Genomic DNA, 23277 nt, shown 5'->3' on the forward strand with positions numbered 1-23277 from the left:
CCGCTCAGCGGCGCAGGGCCCGCGAACGTTCGCGGGCCGGCCGGAAGGGGGAATCCCGCCGCCAGGCCGGCCAGGCGCGGCTGTTGGCAAGGTCCTGACCGATGAGGCGATAGAGCTCGAGCTCGGTCGCCGCCCCGGTCCAGTCCCAGTCAGGGGCCCATTCGTCGTCCGGTTGGTGATACTGCCTGCTGAAATAGTCGGTATCGGCGACCCGGGCGCCCGCGAACAGGGACGGCAAGCCCGCCTGGGCCAGGGAGAAGTGATCGGAGCGCGCGTAGGCCCCGCTCTTCCAGGGTTTGGGCCCGGTGACCTCGCGGCCCTGGCGGGCGGCGGCGGCCTTCAGAACCTCTTCCAGATCGGATCCGCCGAAGGCGATGCGGACCGGACCGGCAGGAATCTTGGGCAGGCCGTCGATGTTGATCGCCGCCACCGTCCGTTCGAGCGGCCGCAGCGGATGGGCCGCATACCAGCGCGAGCCGAGCAGGCCCGACTCCTCGTGCGTGAAGCCGATGAACACAATCGAGCGGCGCGGGGGCGGGCCGGCGGCAAACACCCGCGCCAGCTCCAGCAGACCGGCCAGGCCCGAGGCGTTGTCGAGGGCGCCGTTGTAGATGTCGTCGCCATCGGCTTGAGCCTCGCCGCGTCCCAGATGGTCCCAGTGGCCGACATAGAGCAGGGCCTCCTCGGGCCGCTCGGCCCCCGGCAGGACCGCCAGGATGTTGCGGCTGGAACGGTCCTCGCGGCGAACCTGAAAGGCAGCCGAGAAGCGCGCGCCCGGCAGGACGACCGGGCGGAAGTCGCTTCCCAGCGCCCGAGCCTTGAGGGCGGCGAGGTCCAGGCCGGCGTCGGCGAACATCGAGGCGGCGATGTCGCCACGCAGCCAGCCGGTCAGCGGCGCGCGGGCCAGCTCGGCCGGGGGCCGGGCGATGTCGAGCTGGGCGCCGGGCCAGAACTTCGCCAGATCGGGCCAGGGAAAGCCGGTGACGGCCGGATCGTGGATCATCAGCATGCCGACGCCGCCCCGGCGGCTGATCTCGGCGTACTTGCGCGCCCAATCGCCGTCATAGGCCTGTTCGGATCCGCCGAACCGGCCGGGCGTGGCCGCAAGGGCGTCGGGATCGCCATCCAGCACCACGGCGATCCTGCCCCGCAGGTCGACGCCCTTGTAGTCGTCCCAGCCGAGGTCCGGCGCATGGACGCCGTAGCCGACAAAGACCATTGGCGCATCCGTCACCTTGCGGCCGGAGGCGCGCTCAGGCCCGACCGCGCCTTCGGTGAGATAGGCGATAGACCGGGTCCGCCCGTGAATGCGCACCGACTGGGTGACCGGGCCTTCAATGAGGAAGCGATGCAGGCGAACCGTCTGGAACCAGCCGCCGTCCTCGCCGGCCGGCCGCAGCCCGGCGGCGGCGAAATGGTTCGCCAGATAGTCGAGGGTGCGGTCCTCTCCGGGCGTTCCGGGGCCCCGGCCCTCGAAGGCGTCGGAGGACAGGATGCGGACATGCTCCGACAGCCGGGCGGGATCGATCGCCGGGGCGGCCGGCGAGGCGCCGATCAGCGCCAGGGCCAACAGACTAAGCAGCAGGCTACGCCAGACCATCGCTTCCTCTTTCGCCGAATGCGAAAGCATAGCATCGTTCGGCCAACAGGGCGGCGCCCGTCAGGGCGCCGGTCCGGGAGGACCCGTCTTGAATACACCGATAACCCTGGCCGCAACCGCCGCGGCGTTTCTGGCGGCTTCCGCCCAGGCCGCGCCCAAGGATCCAGGCAAGCCGGACCTGTACGGCAACGATCCGCACTGGGTGAAGGACGTGCTCTACAAATGCGTCGTCTACACCTCGCGCCCTGAGCCGGGCATGTTCGTGCGCTGGTACGGCAAGTGCGTCGACGGGGTCGCCCAGGGCAATGGCCAGGTCGTCTGGTATCGCAACAACCAGTATGCGGCGAAGTACGACGGGCCGGTCGTCAACGGCATGCGCCAGGGCGTGGGCTACTACTACACACCAAACGGCGACCGCTTCCGCGCCACCTGGGTCTTCGGCGTGGCCGATGGGCCGGGGGAATGGACCTACAAGGACGGCGCCACGCTCAACGGCACATTCCGGGAGGGCGAGGCGCGGGGCTATGTCACCTACGTCACCGCCGACAAGACCTGGTACGGCGGCGACGTCAACGGAACCGGCAAGGTCAAGCTGCCCGACGGCCGGATGACCACCGGGTCCCTGAGCTACACCGCCTGGCGTCAGCCGGTGCTCAAGATCGACTAGAGCGCCTCGAAATCGAAGCCGACCCGCCAGAGGTTGGTCAGGGCGCGGGCATAGAGGCCGGGAATGTCGGGGTGGACCCGGCCCAGGCCGTCCCCGAAAACCACGGCGACCGGCCCGATCACGCCCTGGCCCGGCACCGCCGTCAGCCAGCCGCGGTCGGTCATCGAGGCGACGTGGCGACGGGTGGTCTCGAACGGCAGGTCCAGCTCGGCGCTGAGGGCCCGCACGCTGATCGGTTGGCGAACCTCGTTGGGCGGCGGCGAGTCCGGGGTGGCATAGCGCCAGCTGGCCTCGCGGTCGCGCACCAGCGCCCGGACATTGGCCCGGGCGACGCCCGTCCAGATGGTCATGTTGACCAGGCCGCCGAAGGCCGGCGCCTGCAGCTCGACGACCCGGTTGATCATCCCGGTTATGACCCGAACCACCAGGCCGGGCGACGGCGGCCCCTCCGTCCGGACGGCCTCGCGGTGGGCCGCAAAATCGTAGCCGATGGCCTTGAGGTCGCGCAGGCTGCCCAGGATTGCGCGATAGGTCGCGGGCCGGGTGGCCGCGACCGGCCCGCTGTCTTCCAGGTTGGCGACGGCCAGCAGGCCGCCAGGCACCCGCAGCACGCGCCCGTCGGCGATCATCTTCTGCAGCCGGACGCGAACGGTCTCGTAGGGGAGGTTGAGCGACTGGGCGACGGCGTTGCCGCTGACGGGCCGCAGCAGGGCCAGCTTGTCGTCGGCGGGGCCAGGCTGCGCCAGCCGGGCCGATTCCGGGGCCGCATAGGCCAGATGGGCGGCGTTGGCGCAGGCCAGAACCTCGAAAACGTAGGTGCTGATCGGGTCATTGTCGTGGGCCGCGCCACGCGCCGCGCTGACCCCCAGCCACAGCTCCACGAAGCTGCGCAGAAGCACGCGCACAGGCAGGTCTTGGGCCATGCGATTCTCCCCCTGGAGAATCTATCAGACGTCATGAATCGCGCTCGCGGCCTTGTGCCCGATTTGGGTCGGGAGTCCGACTTTTCGATCACAGCGTCGAGAGATCGAACCCCGCCCGCGTCAGATCCCCGATCATCCGGGCATAGAGGCCGGGCAGCTGTAGATTGGTGCGGCCCAGGGCGTCGCCGCCGAGCACCGCGGCCGGGGCGATGACCCCCTGGCCCGGCACGGTAACCAGCCAGCCCTTGTCGATCATCGTCGCCACATGCCGCCGGGTGGTCTCGAACGGCAGCATCAGTTCGGTGGCCAGGGCGCGGACGCTGATCGGCTGGCGCAGATGGTCGGGCGGCGGTGTGTCCTGTTCGGCGTAGCGCCAGGCCAACTCCGGATCGGCCATCAGCTTGCGGACGTTGGCCCGCATGGCCCCGGCCCAGATGGTGGTCGGCAGGATGCCGCCGAAGGTCGGGCTGAGCAGCTCGGCGTAACGGTTGTTCATGTCGAAGACGATGCGCACCACCAGGCCCGGCGGCGGCGGCGCCTCGACCTGGGACGGTGCGGCTGACGCCGAAAAGTCATACCCTAGCTGTTTGAGCGCCCGGAAGCTCTCCAGGACGATGGCGTAGGTGCCGGCGAAGGCCTCGGCGAACGGCCCATCGGCCTGCAGACCGGCGACGGCGAGCAGGCCGCCGGTGACCCGTTCGGCCTGGCCTCGGCCGATCATCACCTGGACCCGCGCCCGCACGGTTTCGTAGGGCAGGTTCAGGGACTGGGCCACCGCATGGATGCTGACCGGTCGCAGCAGGGCCCGCCGCTCGTCCATGGCGGCCGCCGCGGCCGGTCCGATCTGGCCCAGCAGCCTCGCCCCTGCGGAGGTGTAGGGCAGGTGGCCGCAGTTGGCGCCGTAGAGGGTCTTGAAAATGAAGGTGCTCAGAGGGTCGCCGTCAAACGGCCCGCGCTCGGCATAGCCGGCGCGCAGGCTCATATCGGCATAGCTGCGGATCAGAACCCGCACGGGCGGCTGTTGGGCCATCCGGCATCCCCCTTGCGGCGAATGTACTCCGTTCGGCGAACGAGAGCAGCCGCCCGTTCCTCAAAACGGGCGGCCAGATACCCATTTCCCTGAGGCATCCGGTCGCAGGTCAGGGCAGGCGGGCGCGGATGTCCTCGAGAGTGAGGCCCTGAACGGCCAGGGATTTGATGCGGGCCGTCTGGCCGGCGGCGACGCTGACAGCCGATTTCGGCAAGCCGAGCGCCTTGGCCAGCAGCTTTTCCAGGGCGGCGTTGGCCTCACCGTCGACAGGCGGGGCGTTGACCCGGACCTTGAGCAGGGGCCGACCGGCGGCGTCCTCGCCCCAGCCGTCGATGCGGTCCGCGCCGCCGCGGGGCGTCAGGCGGACGGCAAGACGGGTCTCGCTCACCCCAGCAGGCGGTATAGCGGCCCGGCCAGGGTGTAATAGAACAGCGTCCGCACGAAATAGAGCAGCAGGATGAGCACGATCGGGCTCAGATCGACCCCGCCCAGGCGCGGAACGATGCGCCGCAGGGGCCGCAGCATCGGTTCGGTCACCGCATTCAGGAAGTCGACCACCTGCCGGGCAGCCGGATGGGTCAGGTTGATGACGTTGAAGACCAGCAGCCAGCTGATCACCGCCTGGATGATGAGGATGAAGACGATCAGGCTGATGATCATCCCGACCAGTCCGACGATGGCGTGACCCATGTGGGCGCGTCTCCGTTGCGTTATGCCTGGAACCTAGTGAGCGTCGCCCCCGACGGCAATGCGCGGCCGCCGAAGTTGTCGCCGTCACCGCCTTGACAGCCCCCCTTCTTGACAGGCCAAGGCCCCGGGCCGTATGTGCCGCCCTTCCCTCATCCTGGGAGGGGGCCGTAGCTCAGTTGGTAGAGCGCGTCGTTCGCAATGACGAGGTCAGGGGTTCGACTCCCCTCGGCTCCACCAGGGTCAGGTTGGCTCTGGTTTATCCAGGACAATCCCCTTTTGACATCGTCAGGTTGCCAGCCCTCCGGCGGCGGTGAATTCTGTCACGCCTGCTGTAGGATCTGGGATCGGTCATCCGTCCTTTGGCCAGAAGTCACAGCGATGGGAAGCGTCGGATGGGCAATCCGAAGTACGGCTGGGTGATCGTGGCGGCCGGCGGGCTGCTGGGCTGCGTGGCGATGGGCTCGATGTTCTCGCTGCCCGTGTTCCTGCAGATCATGGCCCGCCAGACGGGCTGGTCGGTGACCGGCATCTCGACGGCGATGACCATCGCCTTCCTGGCCATGGCCTTCGCCAGCATGGCCTGGGGCGCCCTGTCGGACCGCTACGGGCCGCGCGTGGTGGTGATCACCGGATCAGTGGTGCTGGCCGCCAGCCTGGCCCTGGCCAGCCGGACGACCTCGCTGATCCAGTTCCAGCTGGTCTTCGGAGTGATGGTCGGCGGCTCGATCGCCGCCATCTTCGCGCCGCTGATGGCGACGGTGACCGGCTGGTTCGAGACCCGCCGCGGCCTGGCCGTGTCCCTGGTCTCGGCCGGCATGGGCATGGCGCCGCTGACCATGTCGCCGCTGGCCGCCTGGCTGATCAGCCACAATGACTGGCGCACCTCGCTGCTGATCATCGCCGGCATTGCGGCGGCGCTGATGATCCCGACCGCCTTCCTGGTGCGGGCCGCGCCGGCCCAGCCTGAGGCGCCTGTTCCGGCGACAGCCGCCGCCGCCGGCCCGCCACCGATGTCGCTCAAGCAGGCGTTGAGGTCGCCGCAGTTCCTGGTGCTGGTGGCGACCAACTTTTTCTGCTGCGCCACCCATTCGGGACCAATCTTCCATACCGTCGGCTATGCGGTGTCCTGCGGCATCCCCCTCATGGCGGCGGTGTCGATCTACAGTCTCGAGGGCCTGACCGGGATGGGTGGACGGCTGGGTTTCGGCCTGCTGGGCGACCGCTTCGGGGCGCGGCGGATCCTGATCATAGGCCTGATGGCCCAGGCGCTGGTTGCGCTGAGCTATTTCTGGGTCCGCGAACTGTTCGCCTTCTACACGGTCGCGGCGATGTTCGGCTTCATCTACGCCGGGACCATGCCGTTGTACGCGGTGATCGCGCGGGAGAACTTCCCGATGCGGATGATGGGCACGGTGATCGGTGGCACGGCCATGGCCGGGGGCCTGGGGATGGCGACCGGGCCGCTGACCGGCGGCCTGATCTACGACCGCTTCGGCAGCTATGGCGGGCTGTTCCTCGGCGCCTTCGCGCTGGGCGTGATCGCCGTCCTCGTCGCCCTGACTTTCCGGCCCTTCAAGAGCGGCGGAGATGCGGAGAACGGCCAACAGCCGCTCCCCACCGTCACCTGAGGCTCGCCCCCCTTTCGGGTCATTGACCGGGTCCGGCGTCGTGTCAGCTTCCCGACATAGACTGGGCGGAGGTCGGCATGCGGCGTTTCGTGACCATGGTGGCGCTGGGGCTGATGGCCCTGGCAGGGTCGGCGGCGGCGCAAACGGGCGCGGCAGACGGTTTCGAGATCGATACGGCTCCGGGGGCGCAGCGCGGGAGGGCCGTTCCGATCAGCGGCAATGCGGCCTACGGCGCGACCTACTATGACGAAGAGGGCTGGTACACGGCGGTGCTGCCGCCCGAGCACGTCATCACCAACGGTAATCAGCCGGGCGCCAAGCTGTTCGACGTCAAGGGCGGCGGCAACGTCAGAATCTGCTCGGCCGCACGCTTTCCGGGCGGTCCGGATGCGGGCAAGAGACTGTCGCAGCTGCAGGCTCAGGCTGATCGGATTCTGGACCCCGCGGGCGAGTGGGGGGAGGGCGCGGCGAAACAGATAATCGTCGAGGATCGCCGGATGATCGATTTGACCGATGGCGCGAAGGGAAGGCCCGTGCGCGTGGCGCTGTTCTCGGGGCCCTTGCGCGGGCGTAACGACTTTATGGCTTTGGGTGTGGTTCTGACGCCCAAGGGCGCGCTTCTATTCGGCTGCACCGGTGTGTCGGCCGCGCAGAGCCGCGGATTGATAAAGATGATCTTCCGAGTGGCCGAGGGCGCGCTCTAGACGCCCATCAGCTTCAGCGCCGCCAGGGCGAGGATGCAGAGGGTCGGGACCCCGAGCGTCCAGTACATGACATCTTTCATTTGCAGTCCCTCCAGCGTCTGAACGCGCTGCCTCCCTGAGAGTTGCCAGCCCGAGCGGAGCATGATTCGCGGACCCGCGCGAAGGCGGCGTTCGGACACAGCCCAAAGCGGGGATTAGTGGAAGTCGCGGCTGCGCGGCAGGACGCGGACGTCGCGGGGATGGCGCATGCGATGGTCCTCGCCACGGCCGGGCGCGCTCGAGGCGGCCTCGTCGCCGTGGGCCGGAACGGTCTTCAAGGGCTGGGCTGACAAGAGGCCGAGAGACCAGGTCCAGTCCTCCAGGCTTTCGGCGACCAGGTGGGTGACCCCCTCCGCCCGCTGCAGCTTGCCACGCACCAGCATCATCCGCGACCCCATGATCACCGGCCTGAAGGCGTCGAACACCGAGGGCCAGACGACGATGTTGGCCACCCCGGTCTCGTCCTCCAGGGTGATGAAACAGACCCCCTTGGCCGTCCCCGGCCGCTGGCGGACCAGAACGACGCCGCCGACGGCGGTCCTGGGCCCGGCGGGGTCGGTGTTGACCCGGTTCGCCGGAATCGCCCCGGCCTTGCTCAGCCGATCCCGCAGGAAGGTCACCGGGTGATCCTTCAGCGACAGGCGGATGCTCTCGTAGTCGTGGACCACATCCTCGGAGGGCGAGGACGCCGGCAGGCTGACCGGCGGCGGCCCGTCCTCCTCGGCTACGCCGGCCTGGGCGAACAGCGGTAACGGTGCGGAGCGCGGCAGCCCGCGCGCCGCCCACAGGGCGCCGCGCCGGGAGAGGTCCAGCGAGCCCAGCGCATCGGCGGCGGCGAGCAGTTCGAGGGCGCGGGCCGGCAGGGCGGCCCGCTGGCGCAGATCGTCGAGGGAGGCGAAGGCCGCCCTGGCGCGCGCCGACATGATGGCCTTCCCCCAGTCCTCGCGAAAGCTGTCGATCTGGCGGAAGCCCAACCGCAGGGCGCACTGCGCCTGGCCTGGGCGCGGCTCGAGGGTGCAGTCCCAGTCGCTGGTGTTCACGTCCGGATGGCGCACCTCGACGTCATGCTCGCGAGCGTCGCGCACCAGTTGGGCCGGGGCGTAGAAGCCCATCGGCTGGCTGTTGAGCAGGGCGGCGCAGAAGACGTCCGGATGGACGCATTTCATCCAGGCCGACACATAGACCAGCAGGGCGAAGCTGGCGGCGTGGCTCTCCGGAAAGCCGTACTCGCCGAACCCCTTGATCTGGTTGAAGCAGTCGTCGGCGAACTTCGGAGGATAACCGCGCCGCTTCATCCGCCCGGCCAGCATCTCCTCGTAGTTCTGGATGGTGCCGTTGTGGCGGAAGGTGGCCATGGCCCGGCGCAGCCCGTTGGCCTCGTCGCCGGTGAACTCCGCCGCCTCCATGGCGATGCGCATGGCCTGTTCCTGGAACAGGGGCACCCCCATGGTCTTGCCCAGGATGTTCTTCAGTTCGTCCGGATCATGCGGCGGCGCGGGCCTGGGAAAGTCGATCTCATAGACCTCGCCCCGCGCCTCGGCCTCCCGCTTGGCGGCGCGGCTGGCCAGATAGGGGTGGACCATGTTGCCCTGGATCGGCCCAGGCCGGACGATCGCCACCTCGACCACCAGGTCGTAGAAGACACGCGGCCGCAGCCTCGGCAGCATAGCCATCTGGGCCCGGCTCTCGACCTGGAAGACGCCAAGCGAGTCGGCCTTGCACAGCATGTCGTAGACCGGGGTGGTGTCGGTCTCACCCAGCACCGTGGCCAGGTCCCAGCGCCGGCCGTAGAAGGTCTCGATCATGTCGAAACCCTTCTGGATGGCGGTCAGCATGCCGAGCGCCAGGACATCGACCTTCATGATCTTCAGCTCGTCGATGTCGTCCTTGTCCCACTCGATGAAGGTGCGGTCCTCCATCGCGGCGTTGCCGACGGGAACCAGCTCGACCAGCGGCCCCTGGGTGAGGATGTAGCCGCCGACATGCTGCGACAGGTGGCGGGGAAAGGTGATCAGCTCGCGGGTCAGGTCGAGGGCCAGCTTCATCCGCTGTTCCTCCTTTGAGAGGCCCGCCCGTTCGGCGTGGCGGTCCTCGACCTCCGAGCCCCAGCTACCCCACACGGTGCCGGCCAGGGCCCCGGTGACATCCTCGGTCAGGCCCAGGGCCTTGCCGACCTCGCGGATGGCGGAGCGTGGCCGGTAGTGGATGACGGTGGCGCAGATCGCCGCCCGGTCGCGGCCGTAGCGGCGATAGATGTACTGCATCACCTCCTCGCGGCGGGCATGCTCGAAATCGACGTCGATATCGGGCGGCTCGTCACGCTGGGCCGAGACGAAGCGCTCGAACAGCAGGTCCATTTCCGCCGGATTCACCGAGGTGATCCCGAGGCAGAAGCAGACTACCGAATTGGCCGCCGAGCCGCGCCCCTGGCAGAGGATGGGCTTTGTGTTCTCCTGGCCCGTGGGCTTGCGGGCCCATTTGACGATGTCGTGGACCGTCAGGAAGTAGTGGGCGTACTTCCGCTCGGCGATCAGCTTCAGCTCCTTGGCGATGGTCGCCTTGACCTTGTCCGGCACGCCTTTGGGAAAGCGCCAGCGGGCCCCCTGCCAGGTCATGTCCGACAGATGCTGGTCGGGGCTCTTGCCGGGCGGAACCGGCTCGTCCGGGTAGTGGTAGGACAGCTCGTCGAGGGAGAAGCGGCAGGCGCCGAGGATTTCCCGAGACCTGGCCAGGGCGATCTCGTGGCCCCGGAACAGGCGGCCCATCTCGGCCGGAGACTTCAGATAGCGCTCGGCGTTGGCCTGTAGCCGGAACCCGGCCTCATCGACCGTCGTCCCCTCGCGGATACAGGTCAGGACGTCCTGCAGGGGGCGGCGGTCGTAGTGGTGATAGAGCGGGGCGTTGGTCGCCAGCATCGGGGCCCCGGCCCCGTCCGCCAGCCGCGACAGATGGATCAGCCGGGCGCGGTCGCGGCCGTCGTAGAGGGGGTTGGCCCCCAGATAGAGCCGGTCCGGCCAACGGCCTGCCCAGTCGCGCAGGCGCGAGGCGAAGGCGGCGTCGACGACGCGCGCGGCCGGGGCGATGGCGACCAGCCCTTCGGCGTGGTCCAGCGCCTGTTCGAAGGTCAGGCGGCACTGGCCCTTGATGGTGCGGTCACCGTGGGTGTCGCCGAGGATCTCGCTCTTGCCCAGCGACAGCAGCCGGCAGAGGCGCCCATAGGCGGCCCGGTCGCGCGGATAGACGATCAGCACCGAGCCGTCGGTGAACACCAGCCGCGAGCCGATCAGAAGCCGCATGCCGACACGCTTGGCCTCTCGGTGGCATCGCACCACCCCGGCCAGGGTGTTGCGGTCAGCGATGCCGATGGCGCTCATCCCCAGATACTGGGCCTGGGAAACCATCTCGGCAGGGTGCGATCCGCCTTCCAGAAAGGAGAAGTTGGTGACCGCGTCGAGCTCGGCGTAACTCATGCGAACACCCCGTGCATCCACCAGCCGGGCGGGCGGTCGACCAGCCGGCTTTCGGTTTCGCCCGGGGCGGGGGCTTCGACGGCCTTGTCCTCGCGCTCGTAGAGCCCCTCGCGGAACAGCCAGTAGCGGCGGCCTTCACGGTCCTCGACGCGGTAATAGTCGCGAGTGCGTTCGGGTAGCGGGCGTTTGGCGGGCTTCCACCACTCGGCCGACAGCCGCTCGGGGCCCTGGGCGCGGCTGACCCGGTGGGTCACCCGGCGCCAGACGAAACTGGCCGGCGGTCCGTCGGGCAGACTGGCCAGCGGCACGGTGACCGGCTCGGGCGGGTCGAGCAGCAACAGCGGCCGGTCGGGCAGCGGTGGGGTGTCGACGGCGGCCGGCGGCCCCTCTCCGGCCGGGCGGCGGGCCTGGCTGTGCTCGGGCAGCCAGCTGGCCTTCGCTTCCAGATGGAAGGCGGCGGTCTCTCCCAGCCGGGCGCCGAGGCGATCCAGCAGGGCGGCCAGGGCCAGGCGCTGATCGCCGTCCCTGCCCTTGTCGAGGTCGGCCTGAATGGCGCTCAGCGGCTCGACGACATCGGCGCTGAGCATCACCGCATCGGCCCCGAAACCGAGGTCAAGATGCTCCAGCCCGCGCTCCTTCAGGACCTTGGCCAGGTGGGCGGGGCGGATGGAGGGGGTGCTCAGGGCCACCGACAGATGGGTGGCGCGGCCGTCGGTGCGGAAGGCGGTCAGGGTCAGGCGCCGCGCCCCCTGGCCATCACGCTCCAGGCTCTCGGACAGGCTGGGGGCGAGGTCGTTCAGCACCGTCTCGATGCCGGCGACGTCGATCAGCGGCTCCAGCACATTGCGCCAGACCCGCCAGACCGGGGGACGGCGGATCGGCTCGAGGATTTCCGGCTCGGCCCCCAACGCCTGATCGAGGCGCCGCACCAGGCCAAGGCCCGCCTCGCCCCGGAAACGGCGGGCCAGGCCTGAGCGCGGCAGGGCCATGAGGTCGCCGATGGTCCGCAGGCCCAGCCGCAACAGCAGCTTCACATCGGCCTCGTCCAGCCGCAGGGCGACCACCGGCAGGCAGGCCAGCGCCGTCCGCACCCCGCCGACGGGAACCAGTCGGCGGGTATCCCGGGGGCCGAACCGGGCCAGGGCCCAGGCCGCGCCGGCGGTGTCGGCCATGGCCAGGCGGGCGGGGATGCCGGCGGCCTTCAGCCGCACGGCCATGTCGGTCAGAAGCGCGACCTCGCCGCCGAACAGATGCGCCCCGCCGGTCATGTCGATCAGCAGGCCTTCGCGCCCCTGTGAGGCGGCGTCCATGGCCACGCAGGGGGAATAGCGCTCGGCCCACAGGCTGAGCAGGCGCAGGGCCTCGGCGTCGCGGTCAGGCTCGGCCGGGTGGGTGATCAGGGTCGGGCTGACGGCCTTGGCATCGGCATGGGCCTGGCCCATGGCGTGGCCGAGCCGACGGGCGGCGCGGTTGGTCGCTGACAGAACCAGGCCATGAGCGCCTTTCTCGACCAGGGCGAAGGGGGCGTCGTCAGGCGGCGGCGACCGCCCGGCCGTCCGGGACCAGACCGTGATCGGCCAGTCCGGCAGCCAGACGGAAACGATGCGCTTCATCGTCCCACTCCAGAATCCAGTCGCCGGGTGGCTCGCCCCGGCTGCGGGTCAGGCGGACCGCGATCCGGGCCGCGCCCGGCGCCTCATCGTCATAGGGGTGCGGGGCCGAGGGGGCGGGCGCGATCGACCAGCGGCGGCGGGCGGCGCTGATGTCCTTGGCCGGCTGGGTGCGCAGCAGCAGGCAGGTGGCGTTCGACTGGCGGGCGACCATGTCCAGCCGGCGGCTGGCCAGAAGGGTGACGGCGTCGACGGCGGCCACCGCCCCGGCGATGGCGTCCGATTTCAGGCATTCCTCGAGCGCCCACAGGGTCTGGGCGTCCTTCGGCGTCTCTATGAACAACAACCGGCGGTCGGGCAGGCCGGCGAGACCCAGCCCGTCGCGGAACCAGCGGCCCTGCTCGCGCAGCCAGGCGGAGGCGGCGGCCACGACTACCGGCCGCTCATCCCCTTCAGCCGCCCGGACAAGGCCGAACAGGGTCGCCGCGACCCGGCCGGGCGCGCCTTCGCCCCAGGCTTCCTCCAGCCCCAGACGCGCCCCGCGGGGGGCGAGGGCGGGGTTGGCGCAGGGTTCGGACAGGGTCGGGAGCGGAACCATAAGTTCATGTTTTGTTCCGTTTTCCGCGAGAGTCAAGACGCGGAAAAGACTCCGGAATCAGTGGTTCTGGAGTCTTTCAGGGAATCCAGAGGGTTGCCTCCGGACTCCTCAAAACATGGTCCTAGAATGGAATCTCTTCCGGCGGTCGGGCCTTGTCCGGCTCGGGGGTCGGGGCCCTCGGTTGCGGGTCGGGCGGAGCGTCGCCGCCGAGGCCCATGCCGCTGATGATGTCGCCGATCGGGTCGGCGGTCGCCTCCGGCGGGGCGATGACGCCGCCGGGGATGGCCTGGGCCTTCAGGCGTGGCAGGGCCTGGCCCATGAAGCTCTTCCAGATCTGGGCCGGGGCGCCGCCGCCGGTGACCCGGCGCATGGGAGTGTTGTCATCCTTGCCGGTCCAGACCGCGACCACGAAGCCGCCCGTGTAGCCGACGAACCAGGCGTCGCGGTAGTCGCTGGTGGTGCCGGTCTTGCCGGCGATGTCGAAGCCCGGAACCCGCGCGCCGGTCCCGGTGCCGCTGGTCACCACCTTGCGCATCATCTGGTTCATGTAGGGCAGGGCCGGGCTGCCGATCACCGTCTGGCGGCCGCGCTTTTCGAGGTTGTGGTCGTAGAGCACCTTGCCGCTTGCCGTGCGGATGCGGCTGATGCCCCAGGCGCGGGCCCGGAAACCGCCGTTGGAGAAGGGGGCGTAGGCGGCCGCCATCTCCAGAGGGCTGACCTCGACGGCGCCAAGGGCCATGGAGGGGTCGAGCTGGATCTTGCTGGTGATGCCGAGGCGGCGGGCCGTGGCGGCGACGTTGCCGGTGCCGACCTCGTTGGCCAGGCGGGCGGCGACGGTGTTGGTCGACTTGGCCAGGGCCGTTTCCAGGGTCATGGAGCCGGCGAAGCGGCCATCGTAGTTTTTCGGCTCCCAGTTACCGATCTTCACCGGCTCATCGACGACCATGACATTGGGGTTTCGCCCCTGCTCCATGGCCGTGAGGTAGACGAAGGGCTTGAAAGCCGAGCCGGCCTGGCGCCGCGCCACCGAGGCGCGGTCGAACTGGCTGTCGGTGTAGTCGACGCCGCCGACATAGGCGCGGACCCGGCCCTCGGCGTCGAGGGCGACCAGGGCGGCCTGCTGCACGCCGCCGGCCTTGTTGCGGGCGACGCCGGCGCGGACCGCCTGTTCGGCGGCGGCCTGGATCGGCAGGTCGAGGGTGGTCTCGACATAGAGGTCCTCGGTCGGTTCACCGACCAGGGCGCGGACCTGGCCGTCCATCCAGTCGGTGAAGTATTGCGCCCGCTGGTTGGCCAGGACGGAGGAGACGCGCACCGGCGTCTTGACCGCCTCGGCCCGCTGTTCGGGAGTGATGGCCTTGGTGCGGACCATCTCGTCGAGGACGACATTGGCGCGCTTGGCGGCGCGGTCGCGGGCTGAAACCGGCGAATAGCGCGAGGGACCCTTCATCATTCCGGCCAGCAGGGCCGACTCGCCGATGGTCAGCCTGGAAGCCGGCTTGTTGAAATAGCGCTGCGAGGCGGCCTCGATGCCGTAGGCGCCGGCCCCGAAGTAGACCCGGTTCAGATAGAGGGCGAGGATCTCCTTCTTGGAGAACTTCACCTCCAGCCAGACGGCGAGGATCAGCTCCTGCACCTTGCGCCGCCAGTTCTGGTCCAGGGTCAGGAACAGGTTACGGGCCAGCTGCTGGGTGATGGTCGAGCCACCGGCCACGATCTTGCCGGCCTTGACGTTGGCGACCGAGGCGCGGGCCATGCCCAGCGGGTCGAAGCCCGGGTGGTAGTAGAAGCGGCGGTCCTCGATGGCGAGGAAGGCCTTGGGCACATAGTCGGGCAGCTTGTCGAGGTCGACGGGCGGGGCGTACTGGCTGCCGCGCACGGCGATCAGGGCGCCGGAGCGGTCGAGGTAGCTGATCGACGGCTGGCGGGTGACATCGTTGAGCTTGGAGACATCCGGCAGGTCGATGGCGAACACGGCCAGGAAGGCGACCAGGAAGATCAGCCCCCAGACGCCAATGACCGTGCCCCAGTAGAGGAAGGCCTGCAGCGGGGTGCGCCGAGCGCCGGTTCCGCCCGCCTGTGCGTTCGCCATGGTGTCCGTCTTCAACTGTTCAACGCAGATTGAGCCGGTTCTATCTCACCAGCCCCGGCGGCTCCATCCTCTAAGGGGCCCGATGAACAGGGCCTTTATGGGGCCTGCATGTCCACGGCCCGTGCAGGCCCCGGCGAAGCTGACAGAAACCAGCGGTTTTCCATTCATGCCCCGGTCAGCTTGGCTCTGACCAACTGCGCTCATTGAGAAACACCGTCAGGGAGGACGGATCATGAGCGCGATGGATTACGCAGTGCAGGCCAAGGCTCCCAATCGCCTCTTGGGGGGCAGTCGTTCGGCCCTGATGATGATGGCCCTGGCGGCCCTGGTCTTCGTGGGTTCGGCCGCGGTCAAACCCGGCCAGGCCCTTCAGACCGATCCGATCGCCGCCGCCGTCGAACCGATGTCGGCCGCCATCGAAAGCAGCCCCGAGGGTCTCGTCCCCGGCGACATCGCCCAGGCCGCGGCCCAGGGCGCCGGCGATGCAGCGGAAGAGGCCTCGCCCATCGACTGGGCGATGATCGGCTCGGCCCTGACCTTCCTGTTCACGGGCCTCGGGGCCATCTCTGGCCTGGTGTTCGGCTGGCGCAGCGACCATCGCAAGGAGCGGCTCGCCGCCCTGCGCGAGCGGGAACTGGAGCTGGAAATCGCCCGGCTGCGGGCGGTGGGCGGCTGCTAGGCCATTTGCGAGATCACCGGCCGGCCGCATAGTCGGCCGATGATCGACCGCCGCACCCTGTTCACGCTGCTTGGCTCCGCCGCGCTGGCGCCCGGCGCGGCTTCGGCTGCCGGACCCCACCCGACCATCACACTGTGGTCGATCCTTGAGGCCGCCCGCCAGGACATCCCTGCCGACACCGACCCCGAAGACCTCGACTATGAACTGATTGAGGCGGTAACCGCCCGGCTGATCGCCGGCGGCAAGGCCGTGACCCTGGCCTTCGCGAACGGGATCGTCGACGCCCTGGATCGGGCCAACCGCTGGGACCTGTGGGGCGCCGGCTATGTCATCCACGGCGGCATGTCCGACGACGCCTTCGCCTATTTTCGCTCATGGCTGATCGGCCAGGGTCGGGGGCTGTTCGACCAAGCCTTGGCCGACCCCGACAGCCTGGCCGAGCTGATCCCCGAAGGTCGGCAGAATGCGCTGGAACTGGTGGGTCTAGCGCACGCCCCCAGTGACGCATGGGAGGAACTCCACGCCGAGAGCGACAAACCGACAGGCCCCCTGCAGCTCGGCGTGGACGGCGAGCCGCCCGGCGAGCCCTTCGATGAGGACAGCCTCGCCCAGACCTATCCGCGTCTGACCGCCCGCTTCGGCGAGGCGCCGCTCGGCTAGAGTCCGAGCGTAACGGCGGCGGAGGCGGCCACGGCCAGGCTGTGGCCGGGAACCCCGCCTGCCTCCAGCGTCCAGGCCGCCGACAGCGCGGCATGGGCGAAGACCCACTCCAGCACTTCACGCTCGGGCAGGTGGGCTGCCTGGGCGACCGTCCGGGCTCGCCGTTCCAGTTGGAAATGATCTCGGGCAACCTCCTCCGGATTGCGCAGGATGTTGGCGTAGTCATAGCCCCTTGGCCCCAGAAGCCCCTTGGGATCGATCGCGCGCCAGCCCCGCTGGGGATCGTGAAGGACGTTGCCGTGATGGATGTCGCCATGCAGGACGCAAGGGTCGCGATCCTGGCTCAGCAGACGGTCGGCGATGGACGAGGCTTGCGCCATGAGTGCGTTAGACGCCGACAGCCGCTCCAGCGCGACGAACCAGGGCCGCAGCGGTCGGGCTTGCGGCGGCGGCGCGGGTTGGTCGGCATGCAGGACGCCCACCGCCGCGCAGAGGATACGGCACGCCTCTTCGTCACCCGCCTCGGAACCTTCAGCCATGACAACCAGGTCGATGTCGTTCGCCAGCCGCTCGACCAGCACCGCCTCGGCGTCGGCCCGCAGCACCCGGGCGGCCCCCCGACCATCGAACCAGGCCAGGACCTGGCCGCCGCGCCGTTCCTCGTCCTCGAAGGGCAGTTTCAGCATGGCGGGAGATTCACCGTCGCGGACCGGCTGCAGCCAGCTGGAGGCGGTGCGGAAGGGCGGGCCGTCCGGGGTCAGGCCCCAGGCGTCGATATGGCCGGCCAGGGCGCCCGGGGTGTTGAGGTTGGCGAAGGGAGCGGCGTCCCCGAACAGGACCGGCCTGAAGCCGGCGTCGTCCTGCACGGCCCGCACCGGCGGATGTTCACGCGCCAGGATGGCTCGCAAGGGTTCGATCAGCCCAACCGGCCACAGGGCGCTCAAGGGATGGCGGCCGTCCGGGGCCAGGACGTAGGCGGGGCCACCCACCTCGCCCAGCCGGGCGATCAGGTCGGCCGGCGGAGCGGCGAGGTCGCAGGGACTGGTCGCCAGCCAGGACGCGCCTTGGGCCTGGGCCCATTCAAGGCCGGCCAGAACCCCGGTCAGGGGGCCGTCGGGCAGGCCTTCGCCGTCCGGTATCACCGACAGGCCCCGGGCCGTGGCCAGCCGGGCCGCCTCGCTGTCCATGGCGGCGTTGACCGCCAGGGCGGCGCAGCCGGTCAGGCCCGCCAGGGCGGCGTCCAGCAATGGCCGGCCCTCGACGACCACGGCGGCCTTCTCCCAGCCGAAGCGGCGCGAACGGCCGCCGGCCAGGACCAGCCCGACGATGTCAGCAGCCCGGATCATGGCGCGAAGCGACCACGACGGGGCGGCAAGAGCAATGTTGGTGGAGCGGCGAAGCGCCTAGCGGTGGCCAAGATCCATGGTTTGGATCTGGGACTGGGCCTGGCGGGCCTGCGAACCGGGCACGGGCAACAGCATCGCGAGCGCGATGGCGAAGGCGGCGGCGGCGGCGAAGAGGGCCTTGACGGCCATGGGCTTATCGTTCCGTTCAGTCAGGCGCCACAGTGACGCCTTCTGACTTAACGATACGCAAACGCCGCTGTTCCGGATGAAGACTTCAGCCAATTTAGTTTGGTGAATCGGTGTGGTTTCGGCGCCGATCCCAAGTCCCGCAAGGTGTTGAAGGTGGCGGAAAAGCGGCCGGCAGGTCGAGAATATTATTCACGACCACCCCTCATCCGTCATCCCGGCCGTACCCCGGCGAAAGCCGAGGGAAGAGCCGGGACCCAGGGGCCCCGGCTCAAATGTTCGCAGCCTTGTCACCCCCTGGGTCCCGGATCGCCCTTGCGGGCGTCCGGGATGACGGGGGCGGAGAGGCCTAGTTGAAGATCTCGAAGAGGCCGGCGGCGCCCATGCCGCCGCCGATGCACATGGTGACAACGCCAAGCTTGGCCTTGCGGCGCTGGCCTTCCTGCAGCAGGTGGCCGACGCAGCGGGCGCCGGTCATGCCGAAGGGGTGGCCGATGGCGATCGAGCCGCCGTTGACGTTGTACTTCTCCGGATCGATGCCCAGCTTGTCGCGGCTGTAGAGGCACTGGCTGGCAAAGGCTTCGTTCAGTTCCCACAGGTCGATGTCATCGACCTTCAGGCCATGACGCTCGAGCAGGCGCGGCACGGCGAAGACCGGGCCGATACCCATCTCGTCGGGCTCGCAGCCGGCGACGGCGAAGCCCTTGAAGCGGCCGAGCGGCTTGAGGCCACGACGTTCGGCCTCCTTGGCTTCCATCACCACCACGGCGGCGGCGCCGTCCGACAGTTGGCTGGCGTTGCCGGCGGTGACGAAGTTGCCTTCGCCCATGACAGGCTGCAGCGACTGGAGGCCTTCGAGCGTGGTCTCGGGACGGTTGCACTCGTCGCGATCGACCACGTAGTCGACGAAGCTCTCTTCCTTGGTTTCCTTGTTGACCACCTTCATCTTGGTGGCCATCGGCACGATCTCGTCCTTGAACAGGCCGGCGGCCTGGGCGGCGGCGATGCGCTGCTGGCTGCGCAGGGCGTATTCGTCCTGATAGTCGCGGGCGACGTTGTAGCGCTTGGCGACGATGTCGGCGGTGTTGATCATCGCCATCCACAGGGCCGGCTTGATCTCCATCAGCTTTTCTTCGGTGATGTGGAAGCGGTTCATGTGGCCGCCGGCGTTGACCAGCGAGATCGATTCCACGCCGCCGCCGATGGCGACATCGGCGCCTTCATTCTTCACGTAGTGGGCGGCCGAGGCGATGGCCTGCAGACCCGAGGAGCAGAAGCGGTTGATGGTCGTGCCGCTGGTGGTCACCGGCAGGCCGGCCCAGATGGCGGCGTTGCGGGCGACGTTCATGCCGGTGGCGCCTTCAGGTCCGCCACAGCCCAGGATCACGTCCTCGACCTCGCCCCCCTCGAGGCCGGCGCGGGCCACCGCGTGCTGGATGACATGGCCGGCCATGGCCGCGCCGTGGGTGTTGTTGAAGCCGCCGCGGACGGACTTGGCCAGTCCGGTGCGGGCGTAGGAGACGATGACGGCGTCGCGCATGAGGTTCTCTTTCGTGGATTCAAACGATGGTTTGAATGGATCGGCGGCGACCTTAGGGAAACCTTCGCACCTGCGAAAGATCACGCGAGCGTCAACCTGAGCAGCCCGATTGACGGCGGGGTCTGCGCTCGCGCACCCTCGCCGGATGAAACGCCTGCTCCTCGCCGCCGCCCTTCTGCTGGCCCCCGCCCCCGCTTTCGCCCAGGAGGCCCCCGAGGGCGGCGCCTGGACCGACTGCACGGTCGCCGAGATCGCGGCCTATCGCGACCGCGTCGAGATAGTCTGCGCCGCCCCCGCCAAGGGCATGGCTGGCGAGAAGACGGCGCCGCGCCGCTTCGCCGTGGAGAACCGCGATCCCCTGACTGATGGTCTGCTGAAGCTGGCCATCGAGGCCAAGGGCCGGGGCCGGCCGCTGGGCGTCCTCTATGTCGTGGCCCCGGAGGCCAATCCGGCCGACTGCCCGAAGGAAACTTGCCGCCGGGCGGCCGGGGTAGTGCTCAAGTGAAGCCGAAGGCGATCATCGCAATCGCAATTCTCTGCGCGGGTATCGTGTCGGGAGCCTGGGCTGCTGAGCCGGCGGTCGACGAAGCGGGGAAAATCGATCCCCGCCTTCAAAGCGTCGAATGCCCGACCTTCTCGCTGAAGACCTACACTCAATTTCTCCAGATCCGGTGCGACATCGCCGATCCGATCCAGGTGTTCTCGCTCACTTGGGATCTCCAGAACTATCAGACCGTCGTGCAGTTTGCCCTTGAGGCCCAACGGAGCGGTAGACCGCTTATCGTGACGTATCTGGTCAATCCCAAGGAAAACCTGTCCGGGTGCTATCCTGACGCCTGCCGTAGACTGTGGGCGGTCGAGCTCCACGCGCCGCAAGCGCGGCCTTAGCCTCATCGGTCCGCGATCTTCCCCAACGGCGCCGCTTGACGCGCGCGTCATCGAGTCCGACCCTGCTTGAACAACGATAAGTCAGGGAAGAACCTCATGGCCGATCATCTCTACGATCTGGTGCTGCGCGGCGGCACGGTGGTGGACGGGACCGGCGGGACGCCCTTCGTCGCTGATGTCGGGATCAAGAACGGGCTGATCGCGGCGGTTCGCCCCAACCTGCCGGGCGGGGCGACCGAAATCGACGCCACCGGCAAGCTGGTCACCCCGGGCTTTGTCGACATCCACACCCACTACGACGGTCAGGCGACCTGGGATAACCGGCTGAACCCGTCGAGCGGCCACGGGGTGACGACCATCGTCATGGGCAACTGCGGCGTCGGCTTCGCGCCCTGCCGGCCGGAGGACCACGACCGTCTGATCCGGCTGATGGAGGGGGTGGAGGACATCCCGTTCCCGGTGCTGACCGAGGGCCTGCCCTGGAACTGGGAGAGCTTCCCCGACTATCTCGACGCCCTGGACAAGCGGGTGTTCGACATCGACCTGGCCGCCCAGCTGCCGCACGCCGCCCTGCGCGTCTTCGTGATGGGCGAGCGCGGGGCCAACCGCGAGCCGGCCACGCCTGAAGATATCGAACAGATGGCCGCCATCGCCAAACAGGCCATGGAGGCCGGGGCCATCGGCTTTTCGACCAGCCGCACCCTCAACCACCGGACCAGCGACGGCCAGCCGACGCCGACCCTGAATGCCGGCGAGGATGAACTGACCGGCATCGCGCTGGGCATGAAGGCGGCCGGCAAGGGGGTGCTGCAACTGGTCAGTGACTTCGCCCCCGACCCGGCCGAGGAAATCGCCATGTTCCGCCGGCTGTCGGAGAAGAGCGGACGGCCGCTGAGCTTCACGCTGGCTCAAAGCCCGAAGGCCCCCAACAGCTGGAAGATGCTGCTCGGCGCGGTCGAGACCGCCGTCGACGAGGGCGTGGCCATGAAGGCCCAGGTCTGCGGTCGGCCCGTGGGGGTGCTGTTCGGCCTGGAACTGACCCTCAATCCGTTCAGCGCCAACGAGACCTACAAGCAGATCGCTCACCTGCCGCTTGCCGAGCGGGCGGCGGCCATGGCCGATCCGGACTTCCGGGCCCGGCTGCTGAGCGAGAGCGGGGCGGTGAAAGGGCCGTTCGCCGGCAGCATGCTGCAGGCGTGGGACAACATGTACCTGCTGGGCGAGACGCCTGACTACGAGCAGCCGACCAGCAAGACGGTGAAGGCGCTGGCAGCCGGCATGGGGATCTGGCCGGAAGATCTGGCCATCGATCACATGCTGACAAATGGTGGCAGGGGGATGCTCTACCACCCCTTCCTCAACTACGCCGACGGCAGTCTGGACCCCAGCTACGCCATGCTGGGGCATCGGGACACGGTGCCGGGGCTGAGCGATGGCGGGGCCCATGTGGGGATGATCTGCGACGGGTCGTTCCCGACCAGCATGCTGACCCACTGGACCCGCGACCGGGTGCGGGGCCCGAAGTTCGCGGTCGAACAGGTGGTGCGGATGCAGACACGCGATACGGCCGAGGCGGTGGGATTGCTGGACCGCGGTCTGATCGAGGTGGGTCTGCGGGCGGATTTGAACGTCATCGACTATGGGGCGCTGAAGCTGCACGCGCCGGCGGTGGCCTACGACATGCCGGCCGGCGGACGACGTCTGACCCAGAAGGCCGAGGGCTATGTCGCCACCATCGTGGCTGGCGAGATCACCTACCGCGATGGCGAACCGACCGGGGCCCTGCCCGGACGGCTGGTGCGCGGGGCGCAGGCGGCGCCTGTCGCGATGGCGGCGGAGTAGCTAGCGGGAGGCCTTTTCGGCGATGCCGGAGGTCCCCTCGCGGGCCTTCAGCACCGCGGCGACTTCGTCGGGGGTGACGCCGCTTGCGGCGAGGACCGCCAGCAGGTGGTACAGGACATCGGCAGCTTCCGCCGTCAGGCCCGCCTTGTCGCCCGTGGCCGCCGCCAGAGCGGCTTCGAGGCCTTCTTCGCCGAGTTTCTTGGCTGCCAGTTTCGGGTCGGCGAGGAGTTTCGCCGTCCAGCTCGCGGCCGGGTCGCCGCCCTTGCGGGCCTGAATCGTCGCCCAGAGGCGGTCGAGGGTGTCGCCGAGATCGCTCATGCCGCCTCCAGTCGGACGGGCAGGCCCGCCGTCGCCATGGCCTGTTTGGCTTCCCGGATACTGACCTCGCCGAAGTGGAAGATCGAGGCCGCCAGCACCGCGTCGGCGTGGCCATCCTTGACCGCCTCGACGAGGTCGGCGGCGTTGCCGGCGCCGCCGCTGGCGATGACCGGCACCGAAGCCGCCGCGGTCACCGCGCGCAGCAGTGGGATGTCGTAGCCTGTCTTGGCGCCGTCGCGGTCCATCGAGGTCAGCAGGATTTCGCCGGCGCCCTTCGCGACAGCCAGGGCGGCGAACTCGACGGCGTCCTTGCCCGTATCGGTGCGGCCGCCGTGGGTGAAGATGTTCCAGCCGCCGTCGCTGCGCGCCTTGGCGTCGACCGCGCAGACCACGGCCTGGCTGCCGAAGGCGTCGGCCAGGCGGCTGAGGAGATCGGGGTCGTTCACGGCGGCGGTATTGACGCTGACCTTGTCGGCCCCGGCACGCAGCAGGCGCCGCGCGTCCTCCACCGTCCGCACCCCGCCGCCGACCGAGACCGGCATGAAGCAGACGTCGGCGGTGCGGGCGATGACGTCGAGGATCAGACCCCGGCCCTCGGAGCTGGCGGTGATGTCGAGGAACATCAGCTCGTCGGCCCCGGCGGCGTCGTAGGCGGCGGCCTGTTCGACCGGGTCACCGGCGTCGCGCAGGGCGACGAAGTTGACGCCCTTGACGACGCGGCCGTCCTTGACGTCCAGGCAGGGGATGACCCTCACTTTCAGCATGTC

General features: G+C 69.2%; 22 protein-coding genes and 1 tRNA gene. 9 read left to right on the forward strand and 14 right to left on the reverse strand.

Annotated elements, in window-relative coordinates; all coding sequences use genetic code 11:
- Positions 1 to 4: 4 nt before the first annotated feature.
- The gene (locus AC2YG9_RS20175) at positions 5 to 1600 is read right to left on the reverse strand and encodes a M28 family peptidase (RefSeq protein WP_487299791.1); all 1596 of its coding nucleotides are present in this window, start codon (positions 1598 to 1600) and stop codon (positions 5 to 7) included.
- 88 nt (positions 1601 to 1688) lie between these two features.
- Between AC2YG9_RS20175 and AC2YG9_RS20180 the strand changes: the two genes are divergently transcribed.
- Entirely contained in the window at positions 1689 to 2267 is a 579-nt protein-coding gene (locus AC2YG9_RS20180) for an MORN repeat-containing protein (protein WP_487299792.1), read from the forward strand.
- Here AC2YG9_RS20180 and AC2YG9_RS20185 read toward each other — a convergent pair.
- The 4 genes from AC2YG9_RS20185 to AC2YG9_RS20200 form a co-directional block, all read right to left on the reverse strand.
- A complete protein-coding gene (locus AC2YG9_RS20185) occupies positions 2264 to 3190 on the reverse strand; it encodes a hypothetical protein (protein WP_487299793.1) in 927 nt (308 codons plus the stop codon). The two genes, AC2YG9_RS20180 and AC2YG9_RS20185, sit on opposite strands and share 4 nt — an antisense overlap.
- Before the next feature lie 88 nt (positions 3191 to 3278).
- On the reverse strand, positions 3279 to 4220 hold the full coding sequence (locus tag AC2YG9_RS20190; protein ID WP_487299794.1) for a hypothetical protein: 942 nt from the start codon (positions 4218 to 4220) through the stop codon (positions 3279 to 3281).
- A gap of 109 nt (positions 4221 to 4329) precedes the next feature.
- On the reverse strand, positions 4330 to 4608 hold the full coding sequence (locus AC2YG9_RS20195) for a DUF167 family protein (protein ID WP_487299795.1): 279 nt from the start codon (positions 4606 to 4608) through the stop codon (positions 4330 to 4332).
- Positions 4605 to 4910 carry a YggT family protein gene (locus AC2YG9_RS20200; RefSeq protein WP_487299796.1) on the reverse strand — a complete coding sequence of 102 codons (306 nt, stop codon included), beginning with the start codon at positions 4908 to 4910 and terminating at the stop codon, positions 4605 to 4607. Before AC2YG9_RS20200 ends, AC2YG9_RS20195 begins: the two co-directional genes overlap by 4 nt.
- 161 nt (positions 4911 to 5071) lie before the next feature.
- Between AC2YG9_RS20200 and AC2YG9_RS20205 the strand changes: the two genes are divergently transcribed.
- The 3 genes from AC2YG9_RS20205 (at position 5072) to AC2YG9_RS20215 (ending at position 7242) form a co-directional block, all read left to right on the forward strand.
- Positions 5072 to 5147: transfer RNA gene (locus AC2YG9_RS20205), tRNA-Ala, on the forward strand.
- A gap of 155 nt (positions 5148 to 5302) precedes the next feature.
- Entirely contained in the window at positions 5303 to 6538 is a 1236-nt protein-coding gene (locus tag AC2YG9_RS20210; protein ID WP_487299797.1) for an MFS transporter, read from the forward strand.
- Positions 6539 to 6615: 77 nt separating this feature from the next.
- Positions 6616 to 7242, forward strand: coding sequence for a hypothetical protein (locus AC2YG9_RS20215; RefSeq protein ID WP_487299798.1), 627 nt, complete (start codon positions 6616 to 6618; stop codon positions 7240 to 7242).
- A gap of 194 nt (positions 7243 to 7436) precedes the next feature.
- Here AC2YG9_RS20215 and AC2YG9_RS20220 read toward each other — a convergent pair whose 3' ends face one another.
- From AC2YG9_RS20220 to AC2YG9_RS20235, 4 genes are all read right to left on the reverse strand, one after another.
- Positions 7437 to 10751: an error-prone DNA polymerase gene (locus AC2YG9_RS20220; RefSeq protein WP_487299799.1), complete on the reverse strand. Its 3315-nt coding sequence runs from the start codon at positions 10749 to 10751 to the stop codon at positions 7437 to 7439.
- Positions 10748 to 12364 (reverse strand): Y-family DNA polymerase, encoded by a 1617-nt coding sequence (locus tag AC2YG9_RS20225; RefSeq protein ID WP_487299800.1) that lies wholly within the window; start codon positions 12362 to 12364, stop codon positions 10748 to 10750. Before AC2YG9_RS20225 ends, AC2YG9_RS20220 begins: the two co-directional genes overlap by 4 nt.
- Positions 12282 to 12959, reverse strand: a complete 678-nt coding sequence (locus tag AC2YG9_RS20230) for an ImuA family protein (protein WP_487299801.1) — start codon at positions 12957 to 12959, stop codon at positions 12282 to 12284. Before AC2YG9_RS20230 ends, AC2YG9_RS20225 begins: the two co-directional genes overlap by 83 nt.
- Before the next feature lie 121 nt (positions 12960 to 13080).
- On the reverse strand, positions 13081 to 15051 hold the full coding sequence (locus tag AC2YG9_RS20235) for a transglycosylase domain-containing protein (protein ID WP_487299802.1): 1971 nt from the start codon (positions 15049 to 15051) through the stop codon (positions 13081 to 13083).
- 232 nt (positions 15052 to 15283) lie between these two features.
- Here AC2YG9_RS20235 and AC2YG9_RS20240 point away from each other — a divergent pair, with 232 nt between their 5' ends.
- Together AC2YG9_RS20240 and AC2YG9_RS20245 are read left to right on the forward strand one after the other, a co-directional pair.
- Positions 15284 to 15730, forward strand: a complete 447-nt coding sequence (locus AC2YG9_RS20240; RefSeq protein ID WP_487299803.1) for a hypothetical protein — start codon at positions 15284 to 15286, stop codon at positions 15728 to 15730.
- A 39-nt stretch (positions 15731 to 15769) separates the two neighbouring features.
- Entirely contained in the window at positions 15770 to 16390 is a 621-nt protein-coding gene (locus tag AC2YG9_RS20245; protein WP_487299804.1) for a DUF4240 domain-containing protein, read from the forward strand.
- On the opposite strand, the gene AC2YG9_RS20250 is transcribed toward AC2YG9_RS20245, so the two are convergent.
- The 3 genes from AC2YG9_RS20250 to AC2YG9_RS20260 form a co-directional block, all read right to left on the reverse strand.
- Positions 16387 to 17736 carry an aminoglycoside phosphotransferase family protein gene (locus AC2YG9_RS20250; protein WP_487299805.1) on the reverse strand — a complete coding sequence of 450 codons (1350 nt, stop codon included), beginning with the start codon at positions 17734 to 17736 and terminating at the stop codon, positions 16387 to 16389. The two genes, AC2YG9_RS20245 and AC2YG9_RS20250, sit on opposite strands and share 4 nt — an antisense overlap.
- A 57-nt stretch (positions 17737 to 17793) precedes the next feature.
- Complete coding sequence (locus tag AC2YG9_RS20255; RefSeq protein WP_487299806.1) at positions 17794 to 17925, reverse strand: hypothetical protein; 132 nt, start codon at positions 17923 to 17925, stop codon at positions 17794 to 17796.
- Positions 17926 to 18271: 346 nt separating this feature from the next.
- Positions 18272 to 19462, reverse strand: a complete 1191-nt coding sequence (locus AC2YG9_RS20260; RefSeq protein WP_487299807.1) for an acetyl-CoA C-acyltransferase — start codon at positions 19460 to 19462, stop codon at positions 18272 to 18274.
- A 145-nt stretch (positions 19463 to 19607) separates the two neighbouring features.
- Between AC2YG9_RS20260 and AC2YG9_RS20265 the strand changes: the two genes are divergently transcribed.
- From AC2YG9_RS20265 to AC2YG9_RS20275, 3 genes are all read left to right on the forward strand, one after another.
- Positions 19608 to 19967 (forward strand): hypothetical protein, encoded by a 360-nt coding sequence (locus tag AC2YG9_RS20265; protein ID WP_487299808.1) that lies wholly within the window; start codon positions 19608 to 19610, stop codon positions 19965 to 19967.
- Positions 19964 to 20350: a hypothetical protein gene (locus AC2YG9_RS20270; RefSeq protein WP_487299809.1), complete on the forward strand. Its 387-nt coding sequence runs from the start codon at positions 19964 to 19966 to the stop codon at positions 20348 to 20350. The genes AC2YG9_RS20265 and AC2YG9_RS20270 overlap by 4 nt, the downstream gene beginning before the upstream one ends.
- A gap of 96 nt (positions 20351 to 20446) precedes the next feature.
- Positions 20447 to 22192 (forward strand): N-acyl-D-amino-acid deacylase family protein, encoded by a 1746-nt coding sequence (locus AC2YG9_RS20275; protein WP_487299810.1) that lies wholly within the window; start codon positions 20447 to 20449, stop codon positions 22190 to 22192.
- On the opposite strand, the gene AC2YG9_RS20280 is transcribed toward AC2YG9_RS20275, so the two are convergent.
- Together AC2YG9_RS20280 and hisF are read right to left on the reverse strand one after the other, a co-directional pair.
- Positions 22193 to 22510 (reverse strand): phosphoribosyl-ATP diphosphatase, encoded by a 318-nt coding sequence (locus AC2YG9_RS20280; protein WP_487299811.1) that lies wholly within the window; start codon positions 22508 to 22510, stop codon positions 22193 to 22195. It abuts the gene before it with no gap.
- On the reverse strand, positions 22507 to 23274 hold the full coding sequence (gene hisF / locus AC2YG9_RS20285) for an imidazole glycerol phosphate synthase subunit HisF (protein WP_487299812.1): 768 nt from the start codon (positions 23272 to 23274) through the stop codon (positions 22507 to 22509). Before hisF ends, AC2YG9_RS20280 begins: the two co-directional genes overlap by 4 nt.
- Between the last annotated feature and the right edge of the window lie 3 nt (positions 23275 to 23277).

This window comes from Caulobacter sp. SRI_014, assembly GCF_057586315.1.

Bases quoted from the DNA above. Each gene is read 5' to 3' on its own strand.
- AC2YG9_RS20260 (WP_487299807.1), bottom strand. From the start codon at position 19,462: ATGCGCGACGCCGTCATCGTCTCCTACGCCCGCACCGGACTGGCCAAG.
- AC2YG9_RS20215 (WP_487299798.1), top strand. From the start codon at position 6,616: ATGCGGCGTTTCGTGACCATGGTGGCGCTGGGGCTGATGGCCCTGGCA.
- AC2YG9_RS20240 (WP_487299803.1), top strand. From the start codon at position 15,284: ATGAGCGCGATGGATTACGCAGTGCAGGCCAAGGCTCCCAATCGCCTC.
- AC2YG9_RS20210 (WP_487299797.1), top strand. From the start codon at position 5,303: ATGGGCAATCCGAAGTACGGCTGGGTGATCGTGGCGGCCGGCGGGCTG.
- AC2YG9_RS20275 (WP_487299810.1), top strand. From the start codon at position 20,447: ATGGCCGATCATCTCTACGATCTGGTGCTGCGCGGCGGCACGGTGGTG.
- AC2YG9_RS20225 (WP_487299800.1), bottom strand. From the start codon at position 12,364: ATGAAGCGCATCGTTTCCGTCTGGCTGCCGGACTGGCCGATCACGGTC.
- AC2YG9_RS20175 (WP_487299791.1), bottom strand. From the start codon at position 1,600: ATGGTCTGGCGTAGCCTGCTGCTTAGTCTGTTGGCCCTGGCGCTGATC.
- AC2YG9_RS20235 (WP_487299802.1), bottom strand. From the start codon at position 15,051: ATGGCGAACGCACAGGCGGGCGGAACCGGCGCTCGGCGCACCCCGCTG.
- AC2YG9_RS20190 (WP_487299794.1), bottom strand. From the start codon at position 4,220: ATGGCCCAACAGCCGCCCGTGCGGGTTCTGATCCGCAGCTATGCCGAT.
- AC2YG9_RS20255 (WP_487299806.1), bottom strand. From the start codon at position 17,925: ATGGCCGTCAAGGCCCTCTTCGCCGCCGCCGCCGCCTTCGCCATCGCG.
- AC2YG9_RS20185 (WP_487299793.1), bottom strand. From the start codon at position 3,190: ATGGCCCAAGACCTGCCTGTGCGCGTGCTTCTGCGCAGCTTCGTGGAG.
- AC2YG9_RS20250 (WP_487299805.1), bottom strand. From the start codon at position 17,736: ATGATCCGGGCTGCTGACATCGTCGGGCTGGTCCTGGCCGGCGGCCGT.
- AC2YG9_RS20280 (WP_487299811.1), bottom strand. From the start codon at position 22,510: ATGAGCGATCTCGGCGACACCCTCGACCGCCTCTGGGCGACGATTCAG.
- AC2YG9_RS20230 (WP_487299801.1), bottom strand. From the start codon at position 12,959: ATGGTTCCGCTCCCGACCCTGTCCGAACCCTGCGCCAACCCCGCCCTC.
- AC2YG9_RS20245 (WP_487299804.1), top strand. From the start codon at position 15,770: ATGATCGACCGCCGCACCCTGTTCACGCTGCTTGGCTCCGCCGCGCTG.
- AC2YG9_RS20265 (WP_487299808.1), top strand. From the start codon at position 19,608: ATGAAACGCCTGCTCCTCGCCGCCGCCCTTCTGCTGGCCCCCGCCCCC.
- hisF (WP_487299812.1), bottom strand. From the start codon at position 23,274: ATGCTGAAAGTGAGGGTCATCCCCTGCCTGGACGTCAAGGACGGCCGC.
- AC2YG9_RS20220 (WP_487299799.1), bottom strand. From the start codon at position 10,751: ATGAGTTACGCCGAGCTCGACGCGGTCACCAACTTCTCCTTTCTGGAA.
- AC2YG9_RS20200 (WP_487299796.1), bottom strand. From the start codon at position 4,910: ATGGGTCACGCCATCGTCGGACTGGTCGGGATGATCATCAGCCTGATC.